Source organism: Mycobacterium sp. 4858 (assembly GCF_900240975.1).
GTDB lineage: Bacteria > Actinomycetota > Actinomycetes > Mycobacteriales > Mycobacteriaceae > Mycobacterium.
The window spans coordinates 2496320-2509334 of record NZ_LT968776.1; the positions used below are offsets into that span (position 1 = coordinate 2496320).

General features: G+C 67.3%; 8 protein-coding genes. 4 read left to right on the forward strand and 4 right to left on the reverse strand.

Features of this window, described 5'->3' with window-relative positions; translation table 11 throughout:
* Window positions 1-563 precede the first annotated feature (563 nt).
* Both gltB and C1737_RS20225 read left to right on the forward strand, forming a co-directional pair.
* Complete coding sequence (gene gltB / locus C1737_RS20220; protein WP_102420041.1) at window positions 564-5159, forward strand: glutamate synthase large subunit; 4596 nt, start codon at window positions 564-566, stop codon at window positions 5157-5159.
* Window positions 5152-6618 (forward strand): glutamate synthase subunit beta, encoded by a 1467-nt coding sequence (locus tag C1737_RS20225; protein ID WP_102419298.1) that lies wholly within the window; start codon window positions 5152-5154, stop codon window positions 6616-6618. Before gltB ends, C1737_RS20225 begins: the two co-directional genes overlap by 8 nt.
* Window positions 6619-6969: 351 nt before the next feature.
* Here C1737_RS20225 and C1737_RS20230 read toward each other — a convergent pair whose 3' ends face one another.
* Window positions 6970-7821: an LLM class F420-dependent oxidoreductase gene (locus tag C1737_RS20230; RefSeq protein WP_067919016.1), complete on the reverse strand. Its 852-nt coding sequence runs from the start codon at window positions 7819-7821 to the stop codon at window positions 6970-6972.
* A 51-nt stretch (window positions 7822-7872) separates the two neighbouring features.
* On the opposite strand from C1737_RS20230, the gene C1737_RS20235 reads away from it, so the two are divergent.
* Complete coding sequence (locus C1737_RS20235) at window positions 7873-8304, forward strand: hypothetical protein (protein ID WP_102419299.1); 432 nt, start codon at window positions 7873-7875, stop codon at window positions 8302-8304.
* A gap of 43 nt (window positions 8305-8347) precedes the next feature.
* On the opposite strand, the gene C1737_RS27440 is transcribed toward C1737_RS20235, so the two are convergent.
* Window positions 8348-9616, reverse strand: a complete 1269-nt coding sequence (locus C1737_RS27440; protein ID WP_142393477.1) for a PPE family protein — start codon at window positions 9614-9616, stop codon at window positions 8348-8350.
* Window positions 9617-9880: 264 nt separating this feature from the next.
* Between C1737_RS27440 and C1737_RS20245 the strand changes: the two genes are divergently transcribed.
* Window positions 9881-10888, forward strand: a complete 1008-nt coding sequence (locus tag C1737_RS20245; protein ID WP_067925770.1) for a PHP domain-containing protein — start codon at window positions 9881-9883, stop codon at window positions 10886-10888.
* A 6-nt stretch (window positions 10889-10894) separates the two neighbouring features.
* Here C1737_RS20245 and C1737_RS20250 read toward each other — a convergent pair whose 3' ends face one another.
* Complete coding sequence (locus tag C1737_RS20250) at window positions 10895-11650, reverse strand: YoaK family protein (protein ID WP_102419301.1); 756 nt, start codon at window positions 11648-11650, stop codon at window positions 10895-10897.
* A gap of 150 nt (window positions 11651-11800) precedes the next feature.
* Window positions 11801-13006, reverse strand: coding sequence for a DNA polymerase IV (dinB, locus tag C1737_RS20255; protein ID WP_102419302.1), 1206 nt, complete (start codon window positions 13004-13006; stop codon window positions 11801-11803).
* Window positions 13007-13015 lie beyond the last annotated feature (9 nt).

A 13015-nucleotide genomic window follows, 5' to 3' on the forward strand; every position in this document is an offset into this window, starting at 1 on the left:
CCGGATGCGGACCGGTACCCGTCCAGTATGTCCTGCGCGCCTCGCATCGCTACGGTGCAAACTTAGCAGCGCTTACCGCCGTGCGGCCGGGGTGGCTCGCCCTGCGCGCTGAGCACGGCCAGGGGAGCCGATGCCGGGGCGGTGACCGCGCCCGCAGGCGGGGACAGCAAACTCCTTACGGCCATGGGGGCGGCGCGCCGGAGCGCTTCCAGCGGCGCGGTTGTGACGAACATTGCAGCCATCGAGCAGCGATCGAACCGCACGTCGGCCGGGTTGCCGCCCGTCGGCCTTCGCGAAATTTACGGCGCTGCCAGCTGGCGGTTAGACTTGACGAAGTTGGCATGTCAGGCGGGTATTGTCATATCGTTTTACGACTTGTCGAGACCGGTTTCCAGGCCACCGTTCAGCGCTGCACGGACGCATCCCTAACGGGATCGTCTCCGCCTGGGGGACAGCCTATCGAGACAAGACCGAGGGGTCCGTAGCCCGCAACCTCCGGGTACGACCTCATCGAAGCAGCCGTTAACGCCGCTCGAAACGTTCAGGTGAAGGGTCAGGTGCATATGACGCCCAAGCGCGTCGGGTTATACAACCCCGCGTTCGAGCACGATTCGTGCGGGGTAGCCATGGTCGTCGATATGCACGGCCGTCGTAGCCGCGACATTGTGGACAAGGCAATCACCGCGCTGCTCAACCTCGAACATCGCGGTGCTCAGGGCGCCGAGCCTCGCAGCGGTGACGGCGCCGGCATCCTGATTCAGGTACCGGATGAGTTCCTGCGTGCCGTCGTCGACTTCGAGCTGCCCCCGGCGGGCAGCTACGCCACCGGCATCGCCTTCCTGCCGCAGTCGTCCAAGGACGCCGCGGCGGCCTGCGATGCGGTGGAGAAGATCGCCGAAGCCGAGGGCCTGACGGTGCTGGGCTGGCGCAACGTGCCCATCGACGACTCCTCACTGGGCGCGCTGTCGCGTGACGCGATGCCGACGTTCCGGCAGGTGTTCCTGGCCGGCGCGTCGGACATGACGCTGGAGCGCCGGTGCTATCTGGTCCGCAAGCGTGCCGAACACGAACTCGGCACCAAGGGCCCCGGTCAGGACGGTCCCGGGCGCGAAACCGTTTACTTCCCAAGCCTTTCCGGTCAGACCCTGGTCTACAAGGGCATGCTGACCACCCCGCAGCTGAAGGCGTTCTACCTTGACCTGCAGGACGATCGGCTGACCAGTGCGCTGGGCATCGTGCACTCCCGGTTCTCCACCAACACCTTCCCGTCCTGGCCGCTGGCCCACCCGTTCCGTCGGGTCGCGCACAACGGTGAGATCAACACCGTCACCGGCAACGAGAACTGGATGCGGGCCCGCGAGGCGTTGATCAAGACCGACGTCTTCGGCTCGGAAGCCGACGTGGAAAAGCTGTTCCCGATCTGTACCCCGGGCGCCTCCGACACCGCGCGGTTCGACGAGGCGCTCGAACTGCTGCACCTCGGTGGCCGCAGCCTGGCCCACGCGGTGCTGATGATGATTCCCGAGGCATGGGAACGCAACGAGTCCATGGATCCGGCGCGGCGGGCCTTCTACCAGTACCACGCCTCGTTGATGGAGCCCTGGGACGGGCCCGCGTCGATCACCTTCACCGACGGCACGATCGTGGGCGCCGTGCTCGACCGAAACGGCCTGCGCCCGTCGCGGATCTGGGTGACCGAAGACGGTCTGGTGGTGATGGCCTCCGAGGCCGGCGTCCTGGACTTGGACCCCGCCACGGTGGTGCGCCGGATGCGGCTGCAGCCCGGCCGGATGTTCCTGGTGGACACGACGCAGGGGCGCATCGTCTCCGACGAGGAGATCAAGGTCGAACTCGCGGCCGAGCACCCGTACCAGGAATGGCTCGACCGGAACCTGGTTCCCCTCGAGAAGTTGCCGCAGGGCGACTACGTGCGGATGCCGCATGATCGACTCATCAAGCGGCAGTTGACATTCGGCTACACCTATGAAGAGCTCAACCTGTTGGTTGCGCCGATGGTGCGCACCGGCGCCGAGCCGATCGGCTCGATGGGCACCGACACCCCGGTCGCGGTCCTGTCGCAGCGGCCGCGGATGCTCTACGACTACTTCCAGCAGCTCTTCGCGCAGGTGACCAACCCCCCGTTGGACGCCATCCGCGAGGAGGTGGTGACCAGCCTGCAGGGCACCACCGGCGGCGAGTGTGACCTGCTGACGCCGACCGAGAACTCCTGTCACCAGATCATGTTGCAGCAACCGATTCTGCGTAATCACGAGCTGGCCAAGCTGATCAACCTCAATCCCGACGATGAGGTCAACGGGCGTCCGCATGGCATGCGGTCCAAGGTGATTCGCTGCCTGTACCCGGTCGCCGAGGGCGGCGCAGGATTGGCCGCGGCGCTCGATGACGTGCGCGCCCAGGCGTCGGCCGCGATCACCGACGGCGCGCGCCTGATCATCCTGTCGGACCGCGAGTCCGACGAGCGGATGGCGCCCATCCCGTCGCTGCTCGCCGTTGCCGGTGTGCACCACCACCTGGTGCGCGACCGGACGCGCACCCAGGTGGGCCTGGTCGTCGAGAGCGGTGACGCCCGCGAGGTGCACCACATGGCGATGCTGATCGGTTGCGGGGCGGCGGCGATCAACCCCTACCTGGCGTTCGAGTCGATCGAGGACATGCTCGACCGCGGCGCGATCGACGGCTTCGCCGACCGGCAGGAGCGCGAGAAGGCTTTGAACAACTACGTCAAGGCCGCGGGCAAGGGCGTGCTCAAAGTGATGTCCAAGATGGGCATCTCGACGCTGGCCTCCTACACCGGCGCGCAGCTGTTCCAGGCCGTCGGCGTTTCCGAGGACGTGCTCGACGAGTACTTCACCGGGCTGAGCTGCCCGATCGGCGGGATCACCCTGGAGGACATCGCCGCCGACGTCGCCACCCGCCACCGGCTGGCCTACCTGGACCGCCGGGACGAGCGCGCGCACCGCGAGCTCGAGGTGGGCGGCGAGTACCAGTGGCGCCGCGAGGGTGAGTACCACCTGTTCAACCCGGAGACCGTGTTCAAGCTGCAGCACTCGACGCGCACCGGCCAGTACAAGATCTTCAAGGACTACACCCGCCTGGTCGACGACCAGAGCGAGCGGATGGCCTCGTTGCGCGGCCTGCTCAAATTCCGTGGCGGAGTGCGTCCCCCGATTCCGCTGGAAGAAGTCGAGCCGGCCAGCGAGATCGTCAAGCGCTTCTCCACCGGTGCGATGAGCTACGGCTCGATCTCCGCCGAAGCGCACGAGACGCTCGCGATCGCGATGAACCGTCTGGGCGGGCGATCCAACAGTGGCGAGGGCGGCGAGGACGTCAAGCGTTTCGACCGCGACCCCAACGGGGACTGGCGGCGCAGCGCGATCAAGCAGGTCGCCTCCGCGCGCTTCGGCGTCACGTCGCACTACCTGACCAACTGCACCGACATCCAGATCAAAATGGCGCAGGGCGCGAAACCCGGTGAGGGAGGCCAACTTCCCGGCCACAAGGTCTACCCGTGGGTTGCCGAGGTGCGGCATTCCACGCCCGGTGTCGGGCTCATCTCGCCGCCGCCGCACCACGACATCTACTCCATCGAGGATCTCGCACAGCTGATCCACGACCTGAAGAACGCCAACCCGTCCGCGCGGGTGCACGTCAAGCTGGTCTCCGAGAACGGCGTCGGCACGGTTGCCGCCGGTGTCTCCAAGGCGCACGCGGACGTGGTGTTGATCTCCGGTCACGACGGTGGCACCGGCGCGACGCCGCTGACGTCGATGAAACACGCCGGTGCGCCGTGGGAGTTGGGCCTGGCCGAGACGCAGCAGACGTTGCTGCTCAACGGTTTACGTGATCGGATCGTGGTCCAGGTGGACGGCCAGCTCAAGACGGGCCGGGACGTGATGATCGCCGCGCTGCTCGGCGCCGAGGAATTCGGCTTCGCCACCGCACCGCTGGTGGTGGCCGGCTGCATCATGATGCGGGTGTGTCACCTGGACACCTGCCCGGTAGGCGTGGCCACCCAGAACCCGGTGCTGCGTGAGCGGTTCACCGGCAAGCCCGAATTCGTCGAGAACTTCTTCATGTTCATCGCCGAAGAGGTACGGGAGTACATGGCGCAGTTGGGTTTCCGTACCCTCAACGAGGCGGTCGGCCAGGTGGGGGCGCTGGACACCACCCTGGCTCGGGCGCACTGGAAGGCGCACAAGCTGGATCTCGCGCCGGTGCTGCACGAGCCGGAGTCGGCGTTCATGAACCAGGACCTCTACTGCAGCTCCCGGCAGGACCACGGCCTGGACAAGGCGCTGGACCAGCAGTTGATCGTGATGAGCCGTGAGGCACTCGATTCCGGCAAGCCGGTGCGGTTCTCCACCACGATCAGCAACGTCAACCGCACGGTGGGCACCATGCTCGGCCACGAGGTGACGAAAGCCTATGGCGGCCAGGGGCTTCCGGATGGGACCATCGACATCACCTTCGAGGGGTCCGCGGGCAACAGCTTCGGGGCCTTCGTGCCGAAGGGAATCACCTTGCGGGTCTACGGCGACGCCAACGACTACGTCGGCAAGGGTCTGTCCGGTGGCCGGATCGTGGTGCGTCCTTCCGACAACGTCCCGCAGGACTACGTGGCCGAGAACAACATCATCGGCGGCAACGTGATCCTGTTCGGTGCGACCAGCGGCGAGGCGTTCCTGCGCGGAGTGGTCGGCGAACGGTTCGCGGTCCGCAACTCCGGCGCCCACGCCGTCGTCGAGGGCGTGGGTGACCATGGATGCGAATACATGACGGGTGGTCGGGTCGTGATCCTCGGTCCGACCGGCCGCAACTTTGCGGCGGGAATGTCAGGCGGTGTGGCTTACGTGTACGACCCGGACGAGGAACTTCCGGACAACCTCAACATCGAGATGGTCGACACGGAGAGCCTGGACTCCGATGACGCCGAATTCCTGCACGGCATCATCCAGGCGCACGTCGACGCCACCGATTCCGCGGTCGGCCAGCGGATCCTGGCCGACTGGCGCTCCCAACAGCGCCACTTCGTCAAGGTGATGCCGCGCGACTACAAGAAGGTGTTGCAGGCGATCGCCCAGGCCGAGCGCGACGGCACCGACGTGGACAAGGCGATCATGGCGGCAGCACATGGCTGATCCGAGCGGCTTTCTCAAGTACACCCACCGGGAACTGCCGAAGCGTCGGCCCGTCCCGCTGCGGTTGAAGGACTGGCACGAGGTCTACGAGGACTTCGACGAGGACACCCTGCGCGAGCAGGCGACCCGTTGCATGGATTGCGGGATCCCGTTCTGCCACAACGGGTGTCCGCTGGGCAACCTCATCCCGGAGTGGAACGACCTGGTACGCAGGGGCCGTTGGCGCGACGCGATCGAACGGCTGCACGCCACCAACAACTTCCCGGACTTCACAGGGCGGCTGTGCCCGGCGCCGTGTGAACCGGCGTGTGTGCTCGGCATCAACCAGGACCCGGTGACGATCAAGCAGATCGAGCTGGAGATCATCGACCACGCCTTCGACGAAGGCTTCGTCGTGCCGCTGCCCCCGGACAAGCTGACGGGGAAGAAGGTCGCGGTGGTGGGCTCGGGCCCGGCCGGTTTGGCCGCAGCCCAGCAGCTGACCCGCGCCGGCCACACGGTCACTGTTTTCGAGCGGGCGGACCGCATCGGTGGGCTGCTGCGCTACGGCATTCCGGAATTCAAGATGGAGAAGCGGGTCCTCGATCGCCGCCTGGACCAGATGCGCGCCGAGGGAACCGAATTCCGGGCGGGCGTCAATGTCGGGGTGGACATCACCGCCGAGCAGTTGCGCGCCGACTTCGATGCGGTGGTGCTGGCCGGCGGCGCCACGGCTGGGCGGGACCTGCCCATCCCGGGACGCGACCTCGACGGCATCCACCAGGCGATGGAGTACCTGCCCTGGGGGAACCGGGTGCAGGAGGGCGACGACGTCCTGGGGCCCGACGGGCAACCTCCCATCACCGCGAAGGGCAAGAAGGTCGTCATCATCGGGGGCGGTGACACCGGCGCGGACTGCCTCGGCACCGCGCACCGGCAGGGCGCGACCATAGTGCACCAGTTCGAGATCATGCCGCGCCCGCCGGACACTCGCGCCGAATCGACCCCGTGGCCGACCTATCCGCTGATGTACCGGGTGTCGTCGGCGCACGAAGAGGGCGGTGAGCGGGTGTTCTCGGTGAACACCGAGCAGTTCATCGGCGAGGACGGTCACGTGACCGCGCTCAAGGCGCACGAGGTCACCATGCAGGACGGCAAGTTCGTCAAGGTCGAGGGTTCGGACTTCGAGCTCGAGGCCGACCTGGTGTTGCTGGCCATGGGGTTCGTCGGCCCGGAACGCGAGGGGCTGCTCACCGACCTCGAGGTGAAACTGACCGATCGCGGCAACGTGGCGCGCGGAGCCGACTTCGACACGTCGGTGCCCGGCGTGTTCGTGGCCGGGGACATGGGTCGCGGCCAGTCGTTGATCGTCTGGGCGATTGCTGAAGGCAGGGCCGCGGCCGCCGCCGTGGACCGGTACCTGATGGGCGCGACCGCGCTGCCCGCGCCGGTCAAGCCGACGGCCGTGCCGCTGCAGTAATCACACCAGTCACACCAGAAACACGCCGACAATCGTTGGGCGAGCCTGCCCTAGTTTGCCAGGGCGGGGGTGTCTAATGGACCGCTGTGGGCTTCATGCCACAGAGGCCCCGGCTGAACAGACCGTCGCAGGAGTGGTCACTGTGCATATGAATCCATTACCTCGATCGCGGGTGGGGCGAATGGCCTGGTCATGGCTGCGCCACCCGGTCAAAAGTCGCGAGTTTCCCGCCAAGCACGAACGTCTGGTTACGGCCGAGGATCTGCTGCTCTTCGGCGTGTGAACAGCCGACGCGGCCGCGTAAAACACTCGGGGGTTTGCTCAAAGCCGCTCATGGCGGCCGGCCCGCGATCAGCCGTCCAACAGCCCCGAATCGCGGATGGCCTCGGCCAGCGGTTCTAGAACGGCCGGGTCGTGCGGTGGGTTGATGTACAGGATGCCCAGGTCGAGCCCTTCGGCCGCCAGTCCCGCCGCCTGCTCGAGGACCTGCTGGTAATTTCGCTCCTCGTCCAGGCGCAGGTGGGCCGACAGCGTGATCTCCTTGGGGTCGCGGCCGATCTTCTCGCACTCCGCGGCCAGCACGTCGCGCTTGCGCGCGAACTCCTCCGGCGGGCCGCCGACGAAATTCCAGTGCTGCGCGTAGCGGGCGGTCAGGGGCAGCGTTCGTTTCTCCCCGCTGCCACCGATGCAGATCGGGGGGTGGGGGCGCTGCACGCCCTTGGGCTCGTTGCGGGCGCCCTTGAGCTGGTAGAACTTGCCGTCGAAGTCGGTGGTCTCCTGGCTGAGCAGGCTGATCAGCACCTGACACGCCTCCTCGAACCGATCGAAGCGTTCCCTCAGGCTGCCTAATTCGATGCCGTAGGCGCCCGACTCCTCCTCGTTCCACCCGGCGCCGATGCCCAGCTCGAGCCGGCCGCCGGAGATGATGTCGAGCGCGGCGGCCATGTTGGCCAGCAATGCCGGGTGCCGGTAATGGATCCCGGTGACCAGGGTGCCCAGCCGCAGTCGTTTGGTGGCCTGCGCCAGCGCGGTCAGCGTCGTCCAACCCTCCAGGCAGGGCCCGGTGCTGTCGGAGAAGATCGGATAGAAGTGGTCGAAGGTCCACCCGGACTCGAAGACGTCGATATCGTCGGCGGTCTGCCAGACGGCGAGCATGTCCGCCCAGGTGGTGTCTTGGGGTGAGGTCTTGAACGCGAATCGCATGGAATCCACGCTAGTCGATCTTTATGAAGGGCAACTAAACTCAGCGGAGCGATGAGCTACTCCCTCGGACTCGACACCAAGGTCACGCTGCTGGCGGCCGGCCTGATCTTTCTGCTGGCGCTGGTGCTCGGGGTGTGGAAGTACCGGCAGATCATGGCCGCGCCTGACCATCGCGCCCATCCCTACGTCGACATCGCACACCGGGCGGCGTTGCTCTACTCGTTCGCGACGCTGCTGCTGGCGGTCTTCGTCGAGCTCAGCGCGTGGCCGACGTGGGTCAACCTGAGCGCGGCCGGTGTGGTCGTCTTCTTCTTCGTCGGCGCCATCCTGAGCTACATCGGGCACGGGGCGCGGCGCGACACCGTCAACCAATTCGCGGACCCCGCAACGGGCACGGGGTTGGCGATGGCGTTGCTTATCGCCGGCGAGATCGGGGGCTTTTGCGTTCTGCTCGCCGGTTTCGTGGTCGGCCAACTGATGTGAACCGGCCGCTCGAGCCTCCCGGTGTGCTTGTGGGCGGTCATGCTCAGACCGCTCCCGCCGCCGCCTCGGCCCCGGATAGGCTCTGCGCCCATTGCAGGAGACTGGGTGCGTCGAGCTGAGGTTGAATTCCCGCGGTTCCCGCCAGGCCAGGTGAGCTGCTGAGCACGCCCGCCCCGGGGAGTGCGCCCGCCCCGGTTGACGCCGACGGTACGGCGGCGGCCGCGCTGATGGTGTATGGCTGCGCGAGGACGACGTTGCCGGTCGTGGAGACCACTCCGCTGACGATGTTGAGAGTTCCACCGTAGGTTTCCAATGCTCCTCCGGTGGACCCGACCCCGACCGTGACGATGCTGTCAGAGATCGTGACGCTATCGCCGGAAAAGGCCCCCATGCCGCAGATACTTTGCGCAGTGAGCGTCAAGCTGCTGCCGTTCTGGATGGTCAACGTCGCGCCATTGCCGATCATTTGCATCCAGCCGCCGTTGGTGAGGATCAATGTGCTGCCGGACTCGATGTTGATGGTGCAGCTGTAATTTACGTTGAAAGTGCCAGCGTCGATGATGAGGGAACTGCCGGCGCCGATATTGACGATGCCCCCTTGCGACGTCGTGTAGGTGCCGGGGCCGTATGTGCCGGGCCCGGTGATCTCGCCGGTGACGGCGGTGTTGGGGGAGGCTAGCTGGCGGGTCGCGTTGGTGCTGAGTTGCTGGGTCAGTGACTGGGTGCGGGCGCCGGTTGTGTTGCCCGCGGTCTGGGCAACCGAACGGGCCTGCGCGTCGCGCCCGGACTCGTTGGTGGTCTGGGGCGGTTCGTGAATCGGGGTCAGGGTGCTCGCGGGCGCCGATGCAGCGGCATAGGCATACATCGCGGTAGCGTCTTGGGCCCACATCTCCATGTACTGGGCTTCGGTGGCTGCGATCGCCGGGGTGTTCTGCCCGAGAAAGTTGGTCGCGATCAACGCCATCAACTGCGCCCGGTTGGCCGCAATCACCGGCGGGGGCACCGTCATCGCGAACGCGGCCTCGTAGGCCGCCGCCGCCTCGTACGCTTGGGCCGCGGTGCGCGCTGCCGCAATCCCACTGGCCTGCAACCACGCCACGAACGGTGTGGCCGCGGCCGCCATCCTCGTCGCCGACGGACCAAACCACCGCCCGGTAAGCCCCGACACCTCCGCCGAGTAGCCGCTGGCGGCGGACTCCAACTGCGCAGCCAACGCATCCCAGGCCACCGCGGCCGCCAGCATCGGTCCCGAGCCCGGCCCGGCATACATCCGCCCGGAATTCACCTCAGGGGGCAGCAACCCATAATCCACGACGACGTCTCCGTTCCCTCGGCGCGATCCTTAGCCGAACGTACGTTTAGCTCAGCTAGTTATACGCATGTCGGATTAACTGTGAGCGACAGCTCGCTGAAGTTTCTTGGCACCGGAATCATCTGTGGCGCAACAGCATCGGCCATGCAGAAGTCCGAGGGCGACCCCGAGCAAGCGGGTGACGCTCGTCTAGGGGATTGTGGCGGTCGCCTGCGCCGCCCGGCTGCGCCCCGCTTGCAGTCACCGCGCGGGCACACTGGAACCATGGATCCCGTTGACGCTTTGCGGCAGATCGCCTACTACAAGGACCGCAGCCGCCACGATCCCCGGCGGGTTATGGCGTATCGCAACGCCGCCGACATCATCGAGGGTCTCGACGACGCGGCGCGGGAGCGGCACGGCCAGGCCAACAGCTGGCAGTCGTTGCCCGGGATCGGGCCCAAAACCGCGAAGGTGATCGACCAGGCCTGGTCGGGCCGCGAGCCCGATGTCCTCGTCGAATTGCGTTCCACCGCAGAGGATCTCGGCGGCGGTGACATCCGTGCCGCGTTGCGCGGCGACCTGCATCTGCATTCGAACTGGTCCGACGGGTCCGCTCCGATCGACGAGATGATGGCGACCGCGTCCGCGCTGGGGCATGAGTACTGTGCGCTGACCGACCATTCGCCGCGGCTGACGATCGCCAACGGGCTGTCGCCGGAACGGCTGCGCGCCCAGCTCGACGTGATCGACAGGCTGCGTGACCAGTTCGCCCCGATGCGCATCCTGACCGGGATCGAGGTGGACATCCTCGAAGACGGCAGCCTCGACCAGGAGCCCGAGCTGCTCGAGCGCCTCGACGTCGTCGTGGCCAGCGTGCATTCGAAGCTGTCGATGGATGCCGCGGCGATGACGCGGCGCATGGTGCGGGCCGTGTCCAATCCCCATGCCGACGTCTTGGGCCACTGCACCGGCCGGCTGGTCTCCGGAAACCGGGGCATCCGGCCGGAGTCGAAGTTCGACGCGGAAGCGGTGTTCACCGCCTGCCGCGAGCACGGGACCGCGGTGGAGATCAATTCGCGGCCCGAACGGCGCGACCCGCCGACCCGCCTGCTCAAGTTGGCACTGGACATCGGCTGCGTGTTCAGCATCAACACCGACGCACACGCGCCCGGCCAGCTCGACTTTCTGGGCTACGGCGCTCAGCGTGCCGTGGACAACGGCGTGCCCGTCGACCGGATCGTCAACGCCTGGCCGGCCGACAAGCTGCTGGAGTGGGCGGGCTCGAATTGAGCCGGCTCAGACCCGCACGGCTTCCTCGGCATCGGGAACCGGTTCGTCTTTGCGGCCAGCACCATGCAGCACGTTGGCCCCGGCGACGGCCGCGCAGGTCGCGGCCGGAATGAGCAACGCGTAACCGCCCAACTCGGCGCCAAACACGATCCCGGCCACGCCCCCTCCCAGAAACAATAGGAGCGTCGTCACCAGAATCGCGGCATTCCATTTCTTGATGCCGTGTTGCCGACTGCGGCCGAGCATCAGCCCGAGGTCGGTGACCGTCCCGGTGAAGTGGGTGGTGCGGATCGCCATCCCGCGGAAGCTCGAGGTCATCCCGTTCTGGAGACCGAGGGCCGCGGCGGCCAGCAGCGCCTGCACCGCGGTTAGCTCGACTCCTAGCGCATTGATCTGCCGCCTGACAAAGGTTTCCTCCACGCCGGCGGCGGCCAGCACCAGGAGGGCTGCCTCGGTGAGCAGCACGAAGGCGTGCCGGCGGCCCGCGAGGGCTTCGGTGGGCGCGAGAACCGCCCCGGCCACCGTCGCGCCCATCAGGAAGCCCAGAAAGATCGCACCGAGCACGTGGCCTTCATAGAGCCACGGGTTGGCCGTGTTCATGCCCAACTGCGTGGTGATCGCGGTGAGGTTACCGACCGGCAAGGCCAGGATCAGGAGCGCGACCGCGTTGACGAAACCCGCTGACAACGCCAATACAGCGCTGTAACCGAGCAGGATGCCTTCGCGGGGCGGGCCGCTTGCGCGGGCCTTGTCCGGCGGCATCGTGTTCAGTTACTCACTTTCGAGGTCGGGTTTTCCCCAGCCTAGTTAGCGGGGCTTCGGACGCGCCACGGGCGAAGACCGTCTCACATCAACCTCAAATCATTGAAAACATTTGCGGCGTAGGAGAATTCGAAACGAGGTGCAAACCGCTCAGTCGGGTAGGTGCGGCATCTCCAGCCCGGGGTCGCGGCCCACGAGCACCGCGGGCGTCAGCGCGGATTTGCCGTAGCGATCGCGCACCCGGTCGATCGCCGCATCGATCGCGAGCCGGTGCTCGTCGTTGTCGAAGGGGAGCGTCAGCTGCTGGGCGCCGCTTCGGTCGATGCCCGACACCGCGAAGCCGACCAGCGTGAGCCCGCGCTGGGCGATCAGTGGCGCGGCCGCCGCTACCAGCTGGCGCGCGGCGGCCAGGACCGGCTGCGTCGAGGACGTCGCCCACGGCAGCGTCCGCGACCGCGTCACCCGGCCGAAGTTGTCGAACCGTAGGCGCAGCGTCACCGTGCGCCCGGTGCGTCCGGCGACGCGCATCCGGCTGGTGATGCGGTCGATCAGGTTGACCACCACCGCGTCGACCTCGGCGGGTGACATCGTGTTGCCGGCGCGGCCCAGCGCGCGCTGCGCGCCCACCGACCGGCGACGCGCTCCGGTGGTCACCCGCCGGCGGTCGATGTTGCGGGACAGGGCGAACAGCTGGCGGCCCATCGCGCAGCCCAGCAGCGACGCCAGCGTCGATTCGCTCAGCTCGGCGACGTCGGCGACCGTCACCAGCCCGTGGGCGTGGAGTTTGTCTGCCGTCTTGGCGCCCACACCCCACAGCCGCCGCACCGGCAGCGGGTGCAGGAAGGCCAGCTCCCGGTCGGGCGGGACCAGCAACAGCCCGTCCGGCTTGGCCTCCTGGCTGGCGACCTTGGCGAGGAACTTGGTCCGGGCGACGCCCACGGTGATGGGCAGCCCGACCCGCTCTCGCACGTCGGCACGCAGCCGTGCGGCGATCTGGACCGGTGTCCCCGAAACCCGGCGCAGCCCGCCGACGTCGAGGAACGCCTCGTCCACCGAGAGCGGCTCAACGATCGGTGTGCAGTCGCGGAACACCTCGAAGACCGCCTCGCTGGCGCGGCTGTAAGCCCGCATCCGCGGCGGCACCACCACGGCGTGCGGGCACAGCCGTCGCGCCTGGCCGCCGCCCATCGCGGTGCGCACACCGTAGGCCTTCGCCTCGTAGCTGGCGGCGAGCACCACCCCACCCCCGACGATCACGGGGCGGCCCCGCAACGTCGGGTCGTCGCGCTGTTCGACGGACGCGTAGAAGGAATCCAGGTCCGCGTGCAGGATGGACGCGTCGCACCGCACGAACATATGTTCGCA